We start from the raw sequence: 21,705 nt of genomic DNA on the forward strand, positions 1-21,705 counted from the left end.
CGTCTCATGAATTTAGGGTAGTGACATATGGTTAATTTCAAGAAGCACCTCGCTGGCAAGGTAGCAACCAAGCCGATTGATCCTGTGGCGCTTTACGCAACGCTCGATCGTACGCATGATAAGGGTCCTTTGAGACCAGCTCAGGAAGCGATTCTCGCGGCTTGGCATCAGAAGCAGGCCACGATTCGCGATGTCATCGTCAAGCTCCACACCGGACAGGGTAAGACTCTGGTCGGCCTGCTCATGCTCCAGTCCCGTCTGAACGCAGGAAAATCTCCGGTTATCTATCTCTGTCCGGATAATTTTCTAATCAACCAAACCTGTGAGCAGGCCGAACAGTTCGGCATACGGACCTGTATAAGTGACGGCGATCTGCCCGAAGAATTTATCAATGGTGACCGAATCCTAGTCACCTCCGCCAGCAAGCTTTTCAATGGCATGACAAAATTCGGTTTGAATCGTCAGTCAATCGCACTTGACACCGTACTCATGGATGATGCGCATGCTTGCGCCGACCGAATTCGAGAACAATGTCGCGTTCGCATCCCAAGAGAGGAGCCTGCCTATGCGGCGCTTCTGGCACTATTTGGTAGAGAGCTTGAGCAACAGGGAAGCGGTACATTTGCCGAGATCGAAAATGAAAAGAGGGATGCTTTCCTTCCGGTACCCTATTGGAGCTGGCTATCGCACGAAAGCGAAATCGCCGGGATCCTTGCCAAAAATGCTGACCGTAAATCTATCAAGTTCGCTTGGCCCTTACTGAAGGACATGCTTAAGCATTGCCAATGCGTAGTCTCAGGCGCAGCGATCGAAATTGAGCCCTATGTTGCGCCACTCGAAGCCTTCGGCTCCTACGCCAATGCTGCACACCGCATCTTTATGTCAGCAACAGTGACAGATGATGCTTTCTTAGTGAAGGGTCTCCAACTTTCACCGACGACCATTTCGAGTCCCCTCACCTACGCTAAGGAAACATGGTCCGGCGAGAAGATGATTCTTCTGCCGTCAGTTATTGATGAAGTTCTGGATCGCGAGAGTTTGGTTAAGTTGATTGCAACTCCGAACGAGAAAAGAAAATTTGGTCGGGTCGGCTTGGTCCCAAGTACAGCGCGCTCGAAAGACTGGAAAGCTTATGGTGCGATCATCACTGACAAAGAAAATGTCGACAAAGTCATTGATGGACTAAGGAAGGGAAATTACGAGAAAACTGTGGCACTGGTTAACCGTTATGACGGAATTGACTTGCCCGACGCGAGCTGCCGTATTTTGACATTCGACTCTAAGCCGTTTTCGGAAAGCCTGATCGATCTCTATGCTGAACGGGTAAGGCCCAACTCCAAGGCTACACTTACAAAGACGATGCGCACGATCGAACAGGGCATGGGGCGCAGCGTCCGCGGCGAGAAAGACTACTCCGTCATCATTGTCGTAGGATCGGAGCTTGTGCGCACACTTCGCGATGCAACCTCGCGCCGGTATCTCTCGCCTCAGTTCGCTAAGCAGATTGAGATAGGGATCGAGCTTGGAAAAATGGCGAAGCAAGAAATTGCCGACGGCGAGGCCCCGTTCGACGCATTCCAAGGACTAATCAACCAGTGCCTAAAACGCGACGATGAGTGGAAAGCCTACTACGTAGAGCAGATGGATGGTGTGGCGCCAGCTGGTGCCAACAAGGCCATCCTCGATATCTACGCTGCTGAACTTAAGGCCGAGAACGCCTATATAGCGGGCGACTATGTCCAGGCTGCTACAACCCTGCAGGACCTTCTCGACAGTGGCGACATAGATGCCGATGACAAAGGTTGGTATCTGCAGGAGAGAGCGCGATACTTCTACGTCTCGGCGCGAAATGATTCAAATGAACAGCAGAAGGCAGCCCATAAATCCAACAAGCTGCTCCTTAAGCCGGCAACCGGCGTGACGGTCACCAAGCTGACGGTGCGTAGCCAAGGGCGAGTTAAGTCTGTCCAGAATTGGATCCGAAAATTCGACAATTATGGGGATCTTGATGTCGCGGTCTCAGACATTTTGAGTCGGCTAGTTTTCGGCATGAACGCCGACAAATTTGAGCACGCGCTCAACGAACTAAGCTCCGCGCTGGGATTCAGGGGCGAGCGTCCTGATGCGGAATGGAAGGAGGGCCCTGACAATCTATGGGCTCTCGATGATAGGAATTATCTCCTCATCGAATGCAAAAGCGAAGTCGACATCATGCGTGCCGAAGTCAACAAGCGCGAAACCGAGCAGATGAATCGGTCTAGTGCTTGGTTTGAGAAGCACTATCCAGGGTTTGAAGCCAAGCGGATCATCATCCATCCGGCGGGCAAGATTCAGAGTGCTGCGGCGTTTACTCATGACGTTGAGGGAATGCGTGAGCGAGATTTGAAAAAATTTGTTCAATCGTGCCGCGCTTTCTTTAAGGCCTTTGAGGTTTTGAATTTCAAGGATCTTTTAGATGAACATACCCAGAAGTTGATAGACCTGCACAACTTATCCGTTTCTAAGATATTGTCCTCTTACTCGCAAAAGCTCAAAGATCTGAAATAGGATTTCTAAACGGCATCCTATCGACTGCGGCGATTGCCGCAATCGATAGGATGTTGCGGCGATTTTGATGCCGCAACGCGTGATCGTCTTACAGAACGGGCGTATGTAATGGCTCCTCTCAATCAGCCTGATTGGCGGCTCTTTACCATGAAAGGCCGTTTGGTAAACTTTTTCCCTGCGGGCTCGGGTTGGGCTTATGTGATTACGGACGAGGTGAACCCGGGACCCTGCTCGGGCTATTGATGCATGTCACCTCCCGCGCTGCTTCAACTATTAGCCGCTTCTGCCGTCTTTGTCCGCTTGTGCCGACCAGTTTTCTGGAGCGAGACATGTGGGATTGTGGCAATTGGTCGCCAAGAACCGCGCTATCGCCCTCACTGCCAAGCTACGATAGCTCATGTATGGACACTGCCGCCACCGGAAGCTCAAGGTAAAAGACATGCATATTTCCAAACTCACCCTGGTCAATTACCGAAACTTCAAGAACACCATTTTGAAGTTCCAGCGTGGTGTCAACACCATCATTGGAGAGAACGGCGCGGGCAAGTCCAACATCCTCCGTGCTATTCGTCTGCTCTTGGACGACAACATGGTCCGCGCAGCTTATCGATTGGATGAGTCCGATTTCAGCCGCACGCTGGATCAGTGGAAGGGGCATTGGATAATTATTAGCATAGAGTTCGAGGACCTCAGCCCTGACGAGGCAGTCCAGGCGCTGTTCTTACACGGCGTAGCTGGGATCCACGCCGGACCGATTTCCAAGGCAACGTACAGCCTAATTTTTCGACCCAAGAAGGAAATTCGGCTCAAGCTGGCGTCCCTCGAAGAACTAGACTTTGCGGCGTTGAAGGCGATCCGGGGTGAGATCACCATCGACGATTACGAGACCATCTTCACCGGCCGAAGCAGCGCTGATTTTAGCGATCCGGCAACTTACCAAAGGATCGTCGGAAACTTCGATGTATGTTGCTTCGACGAAGAAACCGAGTTCCCCGAACTTGGGGCGAAGGTGCCCGGCTTCCTTTCGGTCACCAAGGAAGTGTCACTCACGTTCATCCAAGCGCTTCGAGACGTCGTGGCTGAGTTCCACAACAACCGCACTAATCCACTGCTCAATCTTTTAAAGAGCAGGAGCGGTGAGATCAACGCGGAGGCTCTCGTTCCCATCGTGGGCCAAGTGCGCAATCTCAATGGCGCCATCGAAGGGCTTGAGGACGTGCAGTACGTGCGCAAGCACATCCGCGAGACCATCAAGGACACGGCCGGCGAAACCTACTCCCCGACGTCGCTGTCGATCCGATCGGACCTGCCCGAGGATGCGGAGCAGCTGTTTCAGTCACTACGTCTATTCGTCGGAGAGTCTGAAGACGGGTACGAAGGGACTATCAACGAGCTAAGCCTCGGCGGCGCCAACCTGATCTACCTGACGCTCAAGCTGCTGGAGTTCAAATATCAGCGCGAGAAGATGGCTATCGCAAATTTCCTGCTCATCGAAGAGCCCGAAGCGCATATCCATACCCATATCCAGAAGACGCTGTTTGACCGCATTGCCTACGAGGATGCCCAGGTCATCTACACGACCCACTCCACGCAGATCTCAGAAGTGAGCAATGTAAGCAACGTCAACATTCTTGGCCGATGCGGCGCGTTCTGTGAAGCCTACCAGCCAACTACCGGGCTTGATCCTACCCAGGTGACCAGCATCCAGCGATACCTGGACGCGGTTCGGAGTAACTTGCTGTTCGCCAAGAGCGTGATCTTGGTAGAGGGAGACGCGGAAGAGATCCTAATACCTGCGCTTGTCAAGCAGGCCCTGGGCCTAAGCGTGGACGAATTGGGGCTCAGCATCATCAACATCCGCAGCACTGGGTTTAAGAACGTCGCGATCCTGTTCAACGATATCCGGATTCGTAAGCGATGCGCCATCGTCACGGACCTGGACGCGATTTTCTTCGACACCACGCTGAATTCTGCGGACGATCAGGCCTGGGCTGCCAGGAAGCGCAAGGCGATTGGCTCGCACACGGCCGGAATTCGGCGAAAGGCTGATCTGGACGCGTTTGGGGCTGGGAACGTTTGGCTGCGAAGCTTCTACGCTACGCATACCTTTGAGGTGGATTTTGTCGCGGCAGGCAACCATGAAGCGATCGTGCGTAGCGTCGATAAGGTCTACAAGGCACCAGCGATGATCGCGCAAGCAACGACCGACCTTCGTTCGGGCTTCCTTCACCAGAGTGGCTTCCGCACCTTGACGATGGCCGAGCAGGAAGGGAAGGGATGGTTCGCGGTCTTGCTTGCCCAAACTCTGGATCACCAAGTCGTGGTGCCACCCTACATCCGAGAAGCGGTGCTGTTCGCGCATGGAGCATTCTCGCGCCCGCTTATCATTCGAATCCTCCAGTACCGACTGAACTGCCTGTCGCGCATTGATGTCGCCTCACACATGCGTCTCAAAGCGTTTGCCTCGGAACTTGAACGGTTTCATGATCAGAAAATCGATTTGCCCGCACTTCGCGCTGCGGCTGCAACAGCATTGCCGGGCGACGTGGTCCATGCGTTTTTGTCCGGTATGTCCTGATGTTTGTCTGGGATGCTACCGAACTCAACCCCGAGCAAGCGACTGCCGTCGAAGAACCGTCGAGCGTCTTTTTGGTCGCCTGCCCGGGCAGCGGAAAAACGCGCACGCTGACCTACAAGATTGCTTATGAGTTATCCCGGCGCACGGACAAACGCATCATCGTGGCCATTACCTATACCCACCGCGCCGCTGACGAGATTCAGGAGCGAATCGAAGCCCTTGGCGTCGATACCACCGCCCTGTGGATCGGGACCATCCATTCGTTCTGTCTCGAATGGATCATCAAGCCCTATGGGATCTATGTTCCGGAGCTGGCGCGTGGGTACACGATTTTGGATCGACACGACCGGGAGAAGATGCTTGAGCGGCTCTGCGCACCGTATACGGGCGTGACTTTGTGGGACTGCGACTATTATTTCGAAGGGGATGAGTGCCGGCTAGGGTGCGCTGACACATGGAAGCATGACGCGATCCGTCAGGTGCTATCGGCTTACTTTGAAGAGCTGGCGGCCACAAGACGAATCGATTTTGAGTTGATCCTCTGGTACTCCCAGGTGCTGATCCGAAATCAACCACATATCGCGGCGCTTCTATCCAAGGTCTTTTCTTATGTCCTCGTCGATGAGTACCAGGATACGAAGCGGATCCAATATAACTTGATAGGGGCCATCCTGCGGGCAGGAGCCGGCGGCACCCGGACGTTCATCGTGGGAGATCCCAATCAAGCGATTTACGGCTCGCTTGGTGGTTATGCCATCTCGGTTGCGGACTTTCGCGCGATCACCGGGATCCCCATCCGAGAGATGGCGCTGCGATTGAACTACCGGTCAAGCGCCAGGATCATCGGACACTTTTCCAAATTCAATGTGCATGCCACCGAAATAGAGGGTGCAGGGAAGATGATTGGCTATCCTAGCCAGATCTCTTACAACCAAATTATCGCGCACGAAGACCTTAGCAATGAGTTGGGAAGGCTCATTCAAAAAAGCTTGGCAGAAGGGCATGCCCCCGAAGAGATTTGCGTGCTGGCGCCGTGGTGGGCCTTGCTGGCGTCGACCACTCGAAAACTTGTGGCGCTGCTGCCCGAGCAGCAGTTCGACGGCCCGGGATTAGTGCCTTTCAGCAATGATCCCGACAACTTTTGGTTCAAGCTCTCTAAGATATTGCTGACGGAGTCGTCGCCACAGATGCTGGTAAGACGCATGCGATGGGCCAGGGACGTTATCGCCGACCTGAGAGATCTCGGTGTCGACACGTCGGGCATCACCCGAAGGTCGCTGCTGCGAGAGTCCAACTCTCTGAATATCACAGAAGCAGAGGGCCTCGCATATTTGAACAAGGCGTTCGACTCTTTGCTTAATCGCCTGAAAATCGACCTGAACTCGTTTCCCGGGCTGGTTGAGCACCGCGAGGCATTTTTTGCGAGTTCACAGGCGCGGCTAGAGCGGCTAGGAAAATCAGGTGCGGCCTACATTACTGACTTGTCTTTTTTTAAGAAAGTGTTCCGCGAGCGAAGCGGGATTACTGTGTCGACGATCCACGGAGTCAAGGGTGGAGAGTTCGACGTCGTAATTGCATTTGGGCTTCTTCAGGGTATGGTGCCTCACTTCAGCGATGCCGACGGTGATGTCGCGGCGAGCAAGCTGCTATATGTCTTGGCTTCACGCGCTCGCAAAAACTTGCACCTGATCTCGGAGACGGGTCGATCACGTGGTAGACGCGGAGATTACGAGCCCACCGAGGCCTTACTCCGCTGTCGGTTCGATTACAGCGAATACTAAAAGCGGCGCACCACGGTGTATCTGGTCCCGGCGAGTCCCGCTTTAGTTCAGAGTCCGGCTTCGCTGGGCGGCTCTCCTCGAGGTCACCCATAGCAGGGAAGGCGGCTCAGTGAACCCGAGACGCAGTTTTTAGCGCGGCCTTGGAAACCAGCTAGTAGAGGGCATACACTAGCCTTGGCACCCGCCTTGCTTGCACACGAGCAAAAACAGGCTGTTTCCCTGATCGACTCTTCTTTCTGGCCCGCTGCCGGGGAGTTAAACGTGTGCGCCTGACCCGGATCTGCGTGGCCGTCGAGGACGAGTCATGACCATCAAGCAATATGCTTTTCGTGCCCACGCGTACCTTAGGACGCAGGGCTTCGCGTCGCTTACCCGCAGCCAAGTCCATGAGCTGCTGGCTGCTGCCGCCGGGTTTGCCACCCATGCCGCGTTCCATCACCAAGCTGCATGGTGCGATGTAGCCTGGCGCGATACTGGCCTCACTCCGGTTAGTGATAGGGTCGTCCACCGGTGTCTGCACTTTGGGATGCCACCCGCGGTGGCTGAGCGCGTAGCCCAAGCCTTGGTCAGCTTCCTCGACTCATCCGGCTACGCGCCGGTGCGCTTTGAGGAGCTGATTGCCGCACTCGCAAGCGATGAAGACGCGTGGGCGGACACAGATGAAGCGGGGTCGGATGTCGGTGCCGAGTGGGTTTCGGCCGAACTGATCAGCCGCATTCAGCAGGGGGTTGATGCGCTGCTCGGCGAGCTCCCCTTGCTGCTCGAAGGATTAGAGGCGGCTGCGGCGCGCGGCATATCCGCTGCACACCTTGCTACTGCCTACATGCTTGAGCCATATGTGGATCTGCCAGACGAGGATGACCGCCGCTTCGGTCGGGAACTACGCCGGCGTGGTCAGTGGTCAACTGAGCCAGTGGGCTTCGCGACGATTGCCGCAGACACACTCAGTTCGTTCGCTCAGTTGGTTGCCAAACATCGGTATCACCTCCTTGCTGCGGCACGGAGCGGGGATAGGCGCGCGATGCTGCTCACCGCGAAACGCTACGGTGATCCTGGGGCGCTTGAGCTTGAGCCGTCGGACGAAATGGATCCGTACGACATGGCTGACTTGGCCGATATGCATGGTCGACCCGAGCTGACCTACCGATGGCTGACAGTGCTCGCACGCGAGGGGGATGTATCCGCCATGCGGGAGCTCATCGAAGGCCGGGGCGAGACCCCGTTCCGCGCTTGGGTCTGGATGTACCTCTCGCGGATGCTGGGTGGGGACCTGAGCCAAGACCGGCATGAAGCGGTCAGCGAGAATGGGGCTCCGTATGACGACGATGTCGGCGGGCCAGCGTATGTCGGGGGAGACGACGGAATCGAATTGGCACCACTCGCGGCCGAGGAAAACAGCCGCGCCCAAGAAGACGCCGCTCAACTATTCGCGGCAATCAATGAGCGCTACAAACTGACCTGATCGAGTGTGGTCACGGGCGGGACGCTGCTAGGAGCACCCGCCCGCATTTCTGCGTAGACCTGGCAATGCGCGCCGTCGGAGATATCCTCCCCGCCTTAGGCTCTCCCAGAACTGAAAAATTCGACCTTGGATGAGAAGCAAATTTGACGGCGAACTCCATCGGTATGACATCGCTTACTGAGAAGTGCGTTCGCGACGTTCAATCACTTAACCGGCAAGTGACGGCGTAGGCGCTGCTACATCGTGCGCTGTTGCGGGAGCTGCATGTGCTGCTTTTCAGCAGGCAAGAGAGAGCGTAGGAAATCGTGCCATTGGATGTGCTCGGCCTCACAGCGCGCCTCAACCTGCTCAACAATCCAATGCGAGTAGACCAGCACTGGGGCATTGCCGTCTGCAATGTCATCGACTGCTACGCCGACGAGCCAGCCAAGTGCAGCTATTTCGTCATCAGTGCCGGCGACAGGATCACCGCCCACTAAGACTGTCCAAGAATCTGTATCGTCACCTTCAACGTAGGCAAGAACAGCTCCATCTTCCCCAATGAGTTCAACAATGACGTTGCGCTCCGCATCAGAGATGGCCATCCAACCTTCAACCTTACTTATGCCTATGAGTGGTCGCGCCTGCGCTGCTTCAGCTCTCTTGCGACGCTCCTTGAGCTTCGCTTTTCGTGCCGCATCCGATTTCTTTGCCATTGTTGCTCCTAGCGTAAGGCGTGGTACAGATGCCTGCCCATTAGATGCGGTCTGTTGTTGTCAAAGTCTAACTTTCGATCCAATCAACTACCTATCCCAGTCACGACATTCTCGGCCCCATCCTGCTCGGGTCATTCTGGGTCTGGTCACGTGCTTGAGCTAGCTCCTGCAATCGAGTCTGTTCCTGCGTATCGCGGGTCTGACTCGCAGCTAGGTATTGCTGTTCCGGAGCTGCCGCTAGCGCCTCGCTAGTCGGCATATGTGCCCGGTTGGCGAAAGGATCCGGGGAGGCGCCTGGGCCTGAGCGCATCACGAACATCGTCACGCCGCCTGGAAGCTTGTCGGTCTGTACGTTCAGTGCAACGTCGACCTTGTCGCCGGGCTTGAATCCTGCCTCCACAGCCATTTTGTAGGCACTCGCAACCATGCGATCGCTGCGCTCATCCCAAGGTTTGTTGGCGCTCTCATCGAGTCTTGCGATGGAAGAGCGTAGTTGCTCCACCAGCGCAGCGTCTTGCGGTCTTGGGCCAACGGCGCTTTGACGATTCACAGATGGCTGCTCGTCTTCACGAGGATCGTGCGATGGATTAGAGCGCGCACCCATCTGCATTGCCGGTGCGGCGACCTGTGCCGTGGTCCTGCTCGTGGCCGCTGCACGCTGTTGCACGTGATCGTCATTCAGCGCCGACGAATGTGCCGGCGTTGTCTGCGACGACGGCGCGCTGGGTAATGGGGTTTGCGTGGGCGGCGCTGCAGGCTGCTGTGTTTGCGGCGACTGCGTGGAGGGATCGGGTTGGGGGACATTGGCGGGCATAGCCTGCTGCCGTTCTGCCTGCAATATCTCTGCTGCCGTCGTGGTAGCCCTGATTTCCATGCGGTCGTCGTTCTGGCCAACCACCGTGGCGATTGAGCCATCTTTCTGCAGCTGCAGGAAGAAGGGCATCTGCTTGCCCGTATCGCGTGCATGGTCTTGTGCAACTGCCGCCGTGGCGGCATCAATCTGCGCGTCAGTGCGTGTAATACCAGCGCGGGCGTACAGCCCGGTCACCTGGCTGTGCAAGTCGCTCTGCGTCGGCGTGGGATGGGTGCGCGCTATTTCCGCCATCGAAGCCATGTCTTGAAGGCCGGCCTGCTGGCTCTGCCACGTGCGGTTCAATTCCTCGCGTGTGTTGCCGGTGGCCGCATTGGTGCCATAGAACGTGCCGGGCGTGGTCCATTCGCCGCCGGCGTCGCGGGTGTAGGAGTTACCGTCAGAAGCCTGTAAGGGCTGCGGTTGCGTGCGCGCATTCGTGATGGCCTGGGGCACCGGTTCGCGATTGGCGAACTCATTCCAGCCGAATTGGTTGTAGGCAATCTGGTAGCGGGCCGCTGTTGCTTCCGGCGTGTTGGCGGCGTTCTGCGCAATGATCGTCTGCGACTGGCTCTCCAGCGCTGTCGCACGCTCGGCACTGATCGGGGCGTTGCGTGTGACTGGTATCTTGCCGTCGATATTCTCTCTGATTTCGAGCTGCCACTGCCCGGTCTGCGCATCGCGCACATAGTCACGGCCCGTTTCAAACGGTTCGCGCGGCGGGTGCGTTTCGGCCTTGGCATCTAAGCGATATGGATCCTGCGGCTTTGGTGGATTTGCCAGACCGAGCGAATACGAGTCGTTCGCCGCGCGGTAATTCAGTTCATCGGCAAGGCGGCCAGCGGCAACCAGGCGGGTCTCCTGATAGCCGCCGCTTGGCAACGGAGCGCTGACCGTACGCGTCCAGGTGCCTTGTGGATCTTCTGGGCTGCGTGTCCACTCGTTGCCACTGCGATCTGGCTGTGTGTAGATCCGGTTGATGTCTTGCTTCTCGGCCCAACGTTCGCCAAGGTAGGCGCCCGCCACGCCGCCTACCAGGCCAGTCGCCAGAGCGCCAGGCCCCGTCCACGACCCTGTGACGGCTCCGTAACCTGCACCAAGCAGGAAGCCGCCGGCGATGCCGCCCGCATTGCGCCCAACGAAATGCGTGGCTGCCGACTCGGCGCCAGTGTCGTTGCCCTGCGTGCTTAGCTGGACAACGCGATGGCCGGTCACAGCGAAGTCGTAGGCCATGAGCGCTACGCCGGCCGCACCCGCGACACGAGCACCAGAAAGCCCGCGCGCTCCGGCAGCTTCCGCTGCAAGCCCTTCGCCCGCCACGACGCTGCCTTCGCCTGGGGTGCCCGGGAGCCGGGGCCCAGCCGGTGGCCGTGCGAGAACTGGGGGCATCTCCTGTGCAAAGGAGAGGCGAAGACGGGCTTCAATCGGTTCGGTGATTGATAGGCGCCCGGCCTGGTTCGCTTCAGCAACTGCGGTGCCCAGCGACTTGTGGCCACCCCACTTGTCGCTGAGGGTAGATGATCCCGGCTGATTGATCGCATCCAATGCTAGCCTGACGTTACGCTCTGACTGAGTGACGCCAGCCCATTTCGCCTCTGCATCTGCCATCTTTCCCAATTCGGAAATCTGGGCTGCGTGGCCCTGTTTGTACGCAGCGAGATCCCCATGAAACGCTCGGATCTTCGCGTTCGCTTGCTCCTGCGTCATGCCCTGAGGCGTGTTAGTGACAAGATCTCCATTTACTAAGCCCACCTTAAGAGTGTCGGTTAAGGCGTTGACCCTAGCTGCGATTCGCTGAGCTGCTCCCGGATCCGTTGCTTTATCCCCGAGCAGGGTTTGTTGGCCGTCGGGAGATATCTCTAGCCGATCAAGAGCAGTCTTAAGCTCGTCGGTGTATGCGCCGAGGGGACCACCTGGATGAGGCGACAATCCCATCTCTGCCGCCAATGCCTGGTCTGCGGGCAGATTGAGAATATTGCGTGGGCCATGTAGTTCAAACAAACCGCGTTCCGATAGCGCCTGTAGTAATTCACTGCGGGCATACGCAACTTGCTCAATTACGTGATGTCCCTGGAAAACAGGTGTGTCGGCCATGCTGGTGCTCCTGCGCAAAAATCCATGAATGCGTCGGCGGAATCAAATTTCCGCAGCGTCTCGTATCCGAACACCGTCGAGGTTCGCAGCCATCAGTGCATCCGCTAGAACACGGTCGCAGATAGCATCTATCGCTAGTCGCGGTTGCCGGAAAACGTGCGCGTCACCAACGATCTCTTCCTTGAAACCGAGACTTGCACCGCCGGCCACGCTGTAGAACTTGAGATCTTCTCCGGTCTGGTGATCGCGCTCATACTCGATCTTCACCCGTGAATTTTCCTCATCGAGCGCATCGAGCGAACGCACCACACCACACAAGTAGTACTGGGGACCTGCAGAACCATCGGCGAGGGTAAAATCACACGCACAAAAAGCGAACCCGTGCGGATCAATAGACTCGAAGATGTGTTTCAGAGATTCGGAAACAATCCACTTACCTGCCAACTTTTCAAAATCTCTCGGCATCCCGCCTTGGTCGGGTACATGGATCAGGTGGGGTTTTTCTGGGTACTGATTTGGATCGCCATTTGGATTTTCAATCATGAAAGTCCCAGGGAGCCGTAGCTGCTTCTTGTTAGCAATCTCTAAGCCCGGCTGTCTGCCATTTCCCCAGAAGCTGGGCTCAAGAACAAAGAACTTCCCCTTCTGAGATGCGCTCATAACAGTGACCGGAATCGCACTTTCTTCGTTCATTTGGGCTTCCATCGGGGATGCGAGTGCGCTGCACATTGAAGTTGAATCCTCCTGCCGTCGCTATTGCTAGAGTAGCAGATGAGGTTGCCATCTATTGATGAGGTCTTACATGATTGTTGTAGAAAAAATTTCTAGCGTGGCTAAGTTATTGTCTGAGGCTGCCCAGTCGAGAAGCACTGTTGGATTTAAGAAGCTTCACGAAATTTTCGATGAGGGTACTCGAAGTAATGACGTGTACGATACTTTGGAAGCCGCTAGCCGAGCGCTTTCCGACACACGCACAGCTATCTACAGTGCAGTGCTGGCAAAAAATTCCGATGGTTGCCCTGGAAGTGGTTTTTACGACATATTTAATAATATTCGAAGGAAGGATTTTTTCGGAATCGCTGGACATAATGATATCCATAAATTAACGGATGGAGATCGGGTGTCAATGGCAGGAGTCGAGCGTGAACGGGTCTACCAGCACGCTGAGGAAGCTTGAGCACCTTGTTCTACTTCGAGAACTGAGAGTAAATAACTGACCCTATTGCCTGTAGGGCGTCTTCGATGTATCCACTGGCACAGACCACTCAACATCCCCGCCATCGCTGCGATAGGCACTCTCAACTGAGCCGAGAAACATTTTCATGGATAGCGAAGCCAGGTGCTGATCCCGAATGGGGCCAACACGAACACTAACTATCGCTTCTGCGGGGATCTCGATCTCAACGTAAGGAATCAGCATCCCATTCCTGGGTCTGTACTTGATGTCGTGCTGATCTGGGCGCGCGATCATGCGGACTTCGCTTTCCTCCTCGAAACCCGCATCTTTGAAGGTAGCTGCCAACTCGATCAGTTCGATCTGCTTGTCGATCGAATCAACGCTAATACAGCCGTTAATCTTAGCCATGGACCGCGAAATGCTGGTGCCAGCATTGGTCAACTGCTGTGAAGCTTGGTCCGCCTTTGACTTACTATCGTAGATGCAGTCCCTCAGCTTTAGTCCGAATTCTTTTAGGCGCTCGCTATCAAAGACGACGACGTAGTTGCCGTATCCACGCCATTGACTGAGCAGATCATCCTTTCGGCTGAAAGACATGGCAAACACAGGATCCTCAGTCCACGAAGCGTCTTCATATTCGTTCAATGAATTAGACAAATATGACATGGCTTTCTCAGCATAATCCCAGTTGTAGAACAGCCCATGCGGCTGGTGCTCCATCGCCTTCTTCAGGATCTCGACGCCATGCGAAAGTTCGGTCGAGTCATTCATAAAACGTAAGTCAGTCAACCAAAGCTTCCGGTTGACCAGTATTGATTGCACAGCTTGCGCATCGGTGTAGTGGTACAGGTTCATAGCTTTCTCGGATTGCACTGGTGGATGCGCGGCAATAGCGCGTAGGTAGAGATGGGCCAGGGAGGGGAAGCGACTGGGATCAAACGGTGTATCGAAAGATAAGTTTGCGGAAGTGATGATAGTCCGCCGGGCTAAGACTTAGCTCATAGGAAAACGGGCGATCAACGGCCTAGTCGCTCATCTTGCCGCACTGCCAAAAACTGGTTTCAGGTCGTCTACCACTCATGGTCAAGGCGGTCAGCTCAAGCGGGGCGTGAAAGCTACCCCAACCCCCCTTACGGGTGGCGCTGGCGGCCAGTAGCCTTGGATGCAACCAAGCCGATCTTGCGCACTTTGCCCAAATGCTCCCCCCAAATATCGTCGTTGAGCCTCCAAAGCAACTGAACAGAAAAGCGAAGTCTCCATACAATGCTGCTGCAGCTACTGCTTTGCGCGGCCTTCGCATGCCTATCTCAATCTGTCGCCCGGGCTGGATTTCGAGACCAAGCTGTTCGCCAAGACCAACGCGCCGGAGCTGTTGCGCCGAGAATTGTCGCGCCCGGGCTATGTGCCCAGCCCGATCGCACTGGGCATCAACACCGATGCCTACCAGCCGATCGAGCGCAAACGCGCACTGACGCGGCGCCTGATCGAGGTGCTGTGGGAGACCCGGCACCCGTTCACGCTGATCACCAAGAATGCGTTGGTCACGCGCGATCTGGACCTGCTCGCACCGCTGGCACGCGAGGGCCTGGTCAACGTGCATTTTTCGGTGACCACGCTGGACCCGCATCTGTCGGCCAGGCTGGAACCGCGCGCGTCCGCACCGCATGCCCGCCTGCGCGCGATGCGGGCACTGCACGAGGCCGGCGTGCCGGTCGGGGTGATGGCCGCCCCGGTGATCCCGTGGATCAACGACCATGAGCTGGAAGCGATCCTGCAGGCCGCGTCCGCCGCCGGCGCGCACAGTGCCGGCTATGTGTTGTTGCGGCTGCCGCACGAAGTGGCGCCGCTGTTCCGCGACTGGTTGCAGACCCATCACCCGCAACGCGCCGGGCACGTAATGAGCACGATCCAGCAACTGCGCGGCGGCAAGGATTACGACAGCGCCTTCGGCACACGCCTGCGCGGCCAGGGCGTCTACGCGGAGTTGCTGGCACGCCGCTTCGCCCTGGCCCACCGCCGCAGCGGTTTCGACGCACGCGACATGCCGGCATTGGACACGACCAAGTTCCGCCGCCCCGCTCCGCCGGCCAAGCCGGTGCCGCAGTCGCCGCAAGGCAGTCTGTTCTAGGGGCGGGGAATCGGGATTGGGGAATCGAGAATCGTAACGGCGACAGCGATTCGCAACAGCGCCGCTCTGCTGTTGCGATTCTCCATTCCCGATTCCCTATTCCCCGCCGTACAAGGCACTCGCCGACTGGAACAGGATCCAGCTGGTGGCGATGAACTTGTCGCCGCCGACCGGGCGGTTGCCGCGGTGGGTGTGGGTGAAGGCGGTGGGGGCGATCAGCAGGCTGCCGGTGCGCGGGCGGGCCTTGCGCTGCTGGAACAGGAATTCGGTCTCGCCCTGTTCGAACTCGTCGTTGAGGTACAGCGTCCACAGCAGATGCCGGTGCAATGTGTCGGCGCTGGCATCGCGTGGATACAGCTCGCAATGCCAGTAGGGATAGCCGCCCTGGTCGGCGGTGTACCACTGCAGGTTGATCGCGCCCGGACGCAGGCAGGTACGGGCCAGGTCGCCCAGCGCCTGGTCGCTCATCTGCGCGATGTCCTCGGCCACCAGCCGGTGCGGGCTACCGTCGGCGGTGGTGACCTGCAGCATCAGCGGTGAGATCAGGGCTTGTGGATAATGCCGCAGATAGGTCAGCACGCCTTCGAACACCGCTTGCTGCAGGCGGTTCTCCACCGCCGCCCACTCGGCTACGCCGCTGATGCGCAGGTCGCGGCTGTGTTTGAGTTCGGGAAACACGCCGCCACCGATACGGCCGGGATGCAGCTGCTGGCTGTCGCGCATGCGTTGCACGATGGCGGCGCAATCCTCGCGCGAGACGGCGTTGTCGGTGATCTGGATGAAGTCGGGTTGGCTCATGCGCACGACCATAGCAACCTGCGCTACCGCCTGCACAGCGCGCCCGGCGGCGCGCGCAAGGCAGCAAAGAAAAACCCCGCCGAAGCGGGGTTTTTCGTTACACGCGTGGTGCTTCGACGATCAGAACTTGTAGTTGACCGAAGCGGCCAGCACGTCGCCCTTCACCTTGTAGCTGCCCGCCAGGCGGTCGCCGGTGGCACTGCGGGTGTCGCTGGTCGGGTCGCTGGTGAACAGGTGGGTGTAACCGAAGTTGTATTCGGCCTGCTGCGACGGACGCCAGCTCAGACCCAGCGAGACCCACTTGCGGCTCGCATCCGGCACGCGCACGTCGCGGTGCTCGGCGGTGGTCGGGGTCTGGTCGTACGCCAGGCCGCCACGCAGGGTCAGCGTCTCGCTCATGCGGTAGTCGGCACCGATCGAGGCGAAGGTGGTGTCGCGGTAGGAGAAGTCCAGCACGCTGTCGGGCTGGTTGGAGGCGAAGTCCACGGTCACCTGGTCGAACTTGCTCCAGGCGGTGCGGGTGACGTCGGCCATGATCGACCACTGCTCGTTCACGTTGTGGGTGAAGCTGGCGGTGGCGCTGGCCGGCAGCTTGACGGTGGCGCGGCCCTTGGTGTCGACGAAGGTGCCCGGCGCGGCAACGCCCAGGACTGCCGCAGCCGGACCCGGCACGGTGAAGTCGGCATCGCCGTCGGTGATCTTGTGCTCCACTTCCGAGCGGTAGCTGAAGCCGATGTGGGTGTTTTCGTCGATGCTGAACAAGCCGCCGAGGGTGAAGCCCACTTCGGTGCTGTCGCCCTTGATGCGCGAGTAGCCATCGGCATTGCCCGGCGCGAAGCCCGGCACGCGGCGCGCGGCCAGCACGCTGCCGAAGTCGACCGCATTGGCCAGGTCGATATCCAGACGCTCGGCGAACACCGAGGCACCGAAGGACACGTACGGGTTCACGTCGTAGGAGAACGCGACATTGAAGTCGATCGCCTGCAGCTCGGTCTTGGTGCCGTGGTAGCGGCCGACCCAGTCGCGGTCGTATTCGGTCTTGAAGCCGAACGGCACGGTCAGCGAGGTACCCAGGTGCATGTTGTCGTTCTCGCCGAACGGCACGTGGAAGTACATCGCCGGGACCGGCGCGATCATGCCGGCGTCGCCGCCATTGCCGCCGGAGACCGGGGCGCCGTTGGCGTAGGTGGCGGTGTCGGGCTGGAACTTGGCCGAGAAGCTGATGGCGCTGACGTCGGCCTGGAACAGGCGACCGTCCAGCTGGCGCATGCCGGCCGGGTTGTTGGCGATGATCGAGGCATCGTCCGGGGCGCTGCCCGAACCGGCGAAGGCACGGCCAAGACCCTTGGCGCTGTTTTCCTTCAGCTGGAAGGCGGCGCCGTGGGCCTGGCCAACGGCGAGTACGCCGGCAATACCGACGGCCAACAGGGTGGCGCGGCTGAGAGTGGAAGCGGTAGACATAAGGTGGTGCTCTCCGGATAAAGACTGCAGTGGTCGGTACAGCGCCCGCGCCCAGCGCCAAGTGGCTGCTGGAGCGCGCCGGAGACCCCCCCCCGACATACGACGCCGTACGCAGTATACCCACCACAATTAACCGAACAATAACGAAGTACGTTTTGATCGTCTGGACAGGTTAGGGATGGGTTCAGGAGCGTGAACCCGCTAGAGTGCCACTCCGATGTTCGTCTCTCTCCCTTCCCGCAAGAAACCCACCCCGCGCTGGGCAGTGCCGTTGCTGTTCGCAGCCGTCTGGCTGGCCTACCTGTGGTCGATCAGCCGGCCCGGCGAGGCACGCAATACGCTGTGGCTGGACTGGGGCGCGCTGTCCAGCGGCGTGTCCAACCTGGGCGACTGGTGGGCGACGCTGCGCGACGGCAGCGTGCTGCGGCTGTTCACCGCGTTGTTCCTGCATGCCGATTGGTCGCACCTGCTCGGCAACCTGGTGTTCCTGCTGATCTTCGGGCTGCCGGCCGAGCGCATCCTCGGGCCGTGGCGCCTGCTGTTGCTGTTCCTGGTCGGCGGCGCGGCCTCCAATCTGGCGGCGATCTTCGCGATCGGCACGCCGGACCGGGTGATCATCGGCGCCTCGGGCGCGGTGTCGGCGTTGATCGGCACCTATCTGGCACTGTTTCCCGGCGCCAAGCTGGGCGTGGTGCTGCCGCTGGGGCTGTTTCTGGAATTCATCCGGGTACCGGCGCCGTTGCTGATCGGCGCCTGGGCGCTGCTGCAGGTGGTGTTCGCCTATATCGGCCCGGCCTTCGGCATGGTGGCGTGGTCGGCGCATATCGCCGGGTTCGTGTTCGGCATCGTGTACGGGCTGTATGTGCGCGCGGCGATCGCGCGGCGGCTGCGCAAGCGCCACGGGTTCTAGCGCGGCGGCAATCGTGCAGGGGGCACCGGGGCGCCGTGTTGCGCCGGCTGCGCGCTGCGTCGCTGCGCGGTGGCGCGCCTATAATCGCCGCATGTCCAAGCCTCTGTACAAAGTCACCTTCCTCAATCACGGCAAGGTCTACGAGCTTTACGCCCGCCAGGTCACCGGCAGCCATCTGTGGGGCTTCAACCAGATCGGCGAGCTGGTGTTCGACGTGCACGACGGGCTGGTGGTCGACCCCACCGAAGAGCGCCTGCGCGAAGAGTTCGGCAACACCAAGACGCTGCATCTGCCGATGCAGAGCATCGTGCGCATCGAGGAAGTCGAGAAGAAGGGCCAGTCGGTGATCCGCGATGCCACCACCGGCGACAAGGTGGTCACGCCGTTCCCGTTGCCGACCAAGCCGCGCTGATGCGCATCCTGGTGCCCGACGACTACCAGGGCGCCGTGCGTCACCTGCCCTGCCTGCAGCGCCTGCACGGCCACGATGTGCAGGTGCTGGGCGCGCTGGCCACCGACCCCAACGAATGGGCCGAGCGGCTGGTCGAAGCCGATGCGCTGGTACTGATCCGCGAACGCACCCGCGTGGACGCCACGCTGTTGCGGCGACTGCCGCGACTCAAGTTGATTAGCCAGACCGGCCGGATCGGCGCGCATGTGGATGTGGCCGCGTGCACCGAGTTCGGGGTGGCGGTGGCCGAAGGCGTCGGCTCGCCGGTGGCGCCGGCCGAACTGACCTGGGCCTTGATCCTGTCGGCCAGCCGGCGCCTGGGCGAGTACCAGCGCGCGCTGCACCAGGGCCGCTGGCAGGCGCTGGGCGATCCCGGTCTGGGGCGCGCGTTGCATGGGCGCACGTTGGGCATCTGGAGTTACGGGCGGATTGGCCAGCGCGTGGCCGGCTTCGGGCGTGCATTCGGCATGCAGGTGCTGGTGTGGGGCGGCGAGGCCTCGTGCGCACAGGCCGCGCGCGATGGCTTCGACATCGCCGCCAGCCGGCAGGACCTGTTCGAACGCAGCGACGTGCTGTCGCTGCATCGGCGCCTGACCGCGCAGACCCGCCACCAGATCAACACGCAGGATCTGGCCTGGATGCGTCCGGATGCGTTGCTGGTCAACACCAGCCGCGCCGAGCTGATCGCGCCCGGCGCCTTGCTGGCCGCGCTGGATGCGGGCCGGCCGGCACAGGCGGCGGTGGATGTGTTCGAGCGCGAGCCGGTGCTGGATCCGCGCGACCCGCTGCTGCAGCATCCGCGCGTGCTGGCGACGCCGCATCTGGGCTACGTGGAAAGCGACAGCTATGCGCTGTACTTCGAAGCAGCGTTCGACAATGTGCTGGCATTTGCCGCCGGTGCGCCGCGCAACCTGGTCAACCCCGAGGCATTGGCGATTACGCGATAGCGCGTGGTTGACGCGGTGATCGTGCGCTTGGGGAGGCTTGTCGCGACCGGGGTCGCTCCTACAAGCGCCTTGGGATCCAAACCCGCCGGCGCTGTGGCGGCCGGGTGATCCAGGGATGCGTGCAGGTGGCGTGGCAGTGCCGATGCGTAGCGATCGGGCCTGGCGCGCAGCGGGTGATTCACCCGCTGCGCTGTGGCCGGATTACTTGACCGGTTCGGCCGGCGCAGGCGCAGGCGCGGCAGGTTCCACCGGCGGCGCGGGCTTGGCCTTGTCGGCCGGTTCGCTTGGCTTGTCGGCAGGCTTGGGCTTGTCGGCTGCTGCCGGGCGCGCGGCGGCCGGCCTGGGCTCGGCCGCGGTCTTGGCGGCCTTGGCCTTCTGCGCTGCCTGTGCCTTGGCCTTGAGCGCGGCTTGCGCCTTGGCCGCCGAGCCGGGCTGCTTAAGCTCGGCCAGCGCGGAAGCGATCGGGCCATCGCCCGGCAGCACGTCGCCGGCTGTGTAGCCCTCCTCGCCTTCGGCATCGCCACGCAGATGGCCCGGCAGCGTGGCTTCGCTGAAGTCGGCCAGGCTGGCCGGCACGTCGGCATCGCCGGGCTGCGGTTCGGGGGTGAGCAGCACTTCCGGCACGATGCCGCTGGCCTGGATCGACTTGCCACTGGGGGTGTAATAGCGCGCGGTGGTCAGCTTGACCGAGTCGCCGTTGTCCAGCGGCAGCACGGTCTGTACCGAGCCCTTGCCGAAGGTGCGGCTGCCGATGATGCGCGCGCGCTGGTTGTCGCGCAGCGCGCCGGCCAGCACTTCCGAGGCACTGGCCGAGCCGGCGTCCACCAGCACCACCACCGGCGCGCCGCCGAGCAGATCGCCCGGGGTGGCGTCGAACTTGGCATCGCTGATGGAGATGCGCCCGCGCGTGCTGACGATGTTGCCCTTATCGAGCAGGTCGTCGGCCACCTGCACCGCCGAGGTCAGCAGACCGCCCGGGTTGCTGCGCAGGTCCAGCACCAGGCCGCGCAACTTGCCGCCGGCCTGCAGCTGCTTGAGGTTCTTCTGGAAGTCGGCACCGGTGTCGGCCTGGAAGGTGCTGATGCGGATATAGCCATAGCCCGGCTCCAGCAGCTTGCTGCGCACGCTGGCCACGCGGATGGTCTGCCGCTGCAGGGTCACGTCGAACGGCTTGGGCGCCTTGTCGCGCACGATGGTCAGCACGACCTTGCTGCCGGATTCGCCGCGCAGCGGCTCCATCGCCTTGCTGGCGTCGATCGGCTTGCCGTCGATGGCCACGATGACGTCGCCGGCGCGGATGCCGGCACGTGCGGCCGGGGTGTCGTCGATCGGCGCGATCACCTTGAGCGTGTTGTCCTGCTGCTGCAGCAATTCCACGCCGATGCCGTCGTAGGCGCCGGTGGCCTGCTCGTCGAAGGCTTCGGCATCTTCCTTGTCGAAATAGGTGCTGTGCGGGTCCAGGTCCGAGAGCAGGCCGCGCACCGCGGCGTGCATCAGCTTCTTGTCCTCGACCGGGTCGACGTAGGCCTGTTTGACCGCGTTGTACACCGCCACGAAGCGGCGGATCTCGTCCAGCGGCACCTTGGAGACGGCGGCTTCGTTGGCTTCCGGATCGTCCGCAGTGGCCTGGGCGGCGGCGGGACTGGCTTTCTGCGCCCAACCGGGTGAGGCGAACAACGCCAGCGACAGGGCAACGGACAGGACGGCTACGCGCATGAAGCACTCCGACAAAGAGATAAGACGCCCCGCAACGGAGCAGCCTGGATTATGCGCGAAGCCGCGGTAAATCCGCGTTGACTTGGCGGGGCCAGGTATGGCGGCGGTCA

The 21,705-nt window shown here is 59.7% G+C and carries 15 protein-coding genes and 1 pseudogene; 9 read left to right on the forward strand and 7 right to left on the reverse strand.

Going from position 1 to position 21,705, the window contains the following annotated elements; translation table 11 throughout:
- Positions 1 to 27: 27 nt before the first annotated feature.
- The 4 genes from AC06DU_RS00145 (at position 28) to AC06DU_RS00160 (ending at position 8,368) form a co-directional block, all read left to right on the forward strand.
- The gene (locus AC06DU_RS00145; protein WP_478203166.1) at positions 28 to 2,547 is read left to right on the forward strand and encodes a DEAD/DEAH box helicase; all 2,520 of its coding nucleotides are present in this window, start codon (positions 28 to 30) and stop codon (positions 2,545 to 2,547) included.
- Positions 2,548 to 2,986: 439 nt separating this feature from the next.
- On the forward strand, positions 2,987 to 5,125 hold the full coding sequence (locus AC06DU_RS00150; RefSeq protein WP_435815101.1) for an ATP-dependent nuclease: 2,139 nt from the start codon (positions 2,987 to 2,989) through the stop codon (positions 5,123 to 5,125).
- Positions 5,125 to 6,906 carry a UvrD-helicase domain-containing protein gene (locus tag AC06DU_RS00155; protein WP_478203167.1) on the forward strand — a complete coding sequence of 594 codons (1,782 nt, stop codon included), beginning with the start codon at positions 5,125 to 5,127 and terminating at the stop codon, positions 6,904 to 6,906. The genes AC06DU_RS00150 and AC06DU_RS00155 overlap by 1 nt, the downstream gene beginning before the upstream one ends.
- A 304-nt stretch (positions 6,907 to 7,210) precedes the next feature.
- Positions 7,211 to 8,368: a hypothetical protein gene (locus tag AC06DU_RS00160; protein ID WP_104576983.1), complete on the forward strand. Its 1,158-nt coding sequence runs from the start codon at positions 7,211 to 7,213 to the stop codon at positions 8,366 to 8,368.
- A 236-nt stretch (positions 8,369 to 8,604) separates the two neighbouring features.
- On the opposite strand, the gene AC06DU_RS00165 is transcribed toward AC06DU_RS00160, so the two are convergent.
- From AC06DU_RS00165 to AC06DU_RS00175, 3 genes are all read right to left on the reverse strand, one after another.
- The gene (locus AC06DU_RS00165; RefSeq protein ID WP_184388308.1) at positions 8,605 to 9,063 is read right to left on the reverse strand and encodes a hypothetical protein; all 459 of its coding nucleotides are present in this window, start codon (positions 9,061 to 9,063) and stop codon (positions 8,605 to 8,607) included.
- Between the two features lie 100 nt (positions 9,064 to 9,163).
- Entirely contained in the window at positions 9,164 to 12,007 is a 2,844-nt protein-coding gene (locus AC06DU_RS00170) for an XVIPCD domain-containing protein (protein ID WP_456360074.1), read from the reverse strand.
- Positions 12,008 to 12,049: 42 nt separating this feature from the next.
- Positions 12,050 to 12,712, reverse strand: coding sequence for an imm11 family protein (locus AC06DU_RS00175; RefSeq protein ID WP_184388310.1), 663 nt, complete (start codon positions 12,710 to 12,712; stop codon positions 12,050 to 12,052).
- Between the two features lie 97 nt (positions 12,713 to 12,809).
- On the opposite strand from AC06DU_RS00175, the gene AC06DU_RS00180 reads away from it, so the two are divergent.
- Positions 12,810 to 13,184, forward strand: coding sequence for a hypothetical protein (locus AC06DU_RS00180; protein WP_146095747.1), 375 nt, complete (start codon positions 12,810 to 12,812; stop codon positions 13,182 to 13,184).
- Positions 13,185 to 13,226: 42 nt separating this feature from the next.
- Here the strand turns inward: AC06DU_RS00180 and AC06DU_RS00185 are convergent, their stop codons facing one another.
- Positions 13,227 to 14,039 carry a DUF2971 domain-containing protein gene (locus AC06DU_RS00185; RefSeq protein ID WP_104576980.1) on the reverse strand — a complete coding sequence of 271 codons (813 nt, stop codon included), beginning with the start codon at positions 14,037 to 14,039 and terminating at the stop codon, positions 13,227 to 13,229.
- A 415-nt stretch (positions 14,040 to 14,454) separates the two neighbouring features.
- Here AC06DU_RS00185 and AC06DU_RS00190 point away from each other — a divergent pair.
- Positions 14,455 to 15,312 (forward strand): annotated as a pseudogene (locus AC06DU_RS00190) (PA0069 family radical SAM protein); the annotation flags it as partial.
- Positions 15,313 to 15,408: 96 nt separating this feature from the next.
- On the opposite strand, the gene AC06DU_RS00195 reads toward AC06DU_RS00190, so the two are convergent.
- A complete protein-coding gene (locus AC06DU_RS00195) occupies positions 15,409 to 16,110 on the reverse strand; it encodes a 2OG-Fe(II) oxygenase (RefSeq protein ID WP_039518113.1) in 702 nt (233 codons plus the stop codon).
- A 120-nt stretch (positions 16,111 to 16,230) separates the two neighbouring features.
- Positions 16,231 to 17,571, reverse strand: a complete 1,341-nt coding sequence (locus AC06DU_RS00200) for an outer membrane protein transport protein (RefSeq protein WP_024939140.1) — start codon at positions 17,569 to 17,571, stop codon at positions 16,231 to 16,233.
- A gap of 217 nt (positions 17,572 to 17,788) precedes the next feature.
- Here AC06DU_RS00200 and AC06DU_RS00205 point away from each other — a divergent pair, with 217 nt between their 5' ends.
- From AC06DU_RS00205 to AC06DU_RS00215, 3 genes are all read left to right on the forward strand, one after another.
- Entirely contained in the window at positions 17,789 to 18,481 is a 693-nt protein-coding gene (locus AC06DU_RS00205; RefSeq protein WP_024939139.1) for a rhomboid family intramembrane serine protease, read from the forward strand.
- Between the two features lie 91 nt (positions 18,482 to 18,572).
- Entirely contained in the window at positions 18,573 to 18,893 is a 321-nt protein-coding gene (locus tag AC06DU_RS00210) for a DUF1820 family protein (RefSeq protein WP_016901574.1), read from the forward strand.
- Entirely contained in the window at positions 18,893 to 19,879 is a 987-nt protein-coding gene (locus AC06DU_RS00215; RefSeq protein ID WP_478203169.1) for a D-2-hydroxyacid dehydrogenase family protein, read from the forward strand. The genes AC06DU_RS00210 and AC06DU_RS00215 overlap by 1 nt, the downstream gene beginning before the upstream one ends.
- A 201-nt stretch (positions 19,880 to 20,080) precedes the next feature.
- Here AC06DU_RS00215 and AC06DU_RS00220 read toward each other — a convergent pair whose 3' ends face one another.
- Positions 20,081 to 21,595: a S41 family peptidase gene (locus AC06DU_RS00220; RefSeq protein WP_054591743.1), complete on the reverse strand. Its 1,515-nt coding sequence runs from the start codon at positions 21,593 to 21,595 to the stop codon at positions 20,081 to 20,083.
- Between the last annotated feature and the right edge of the window lie 110 nt (positions 21,596 to 21,705).

Source organism: Xanthomonas sp. NCPPB 3200 (assembly GCF_056393585.1).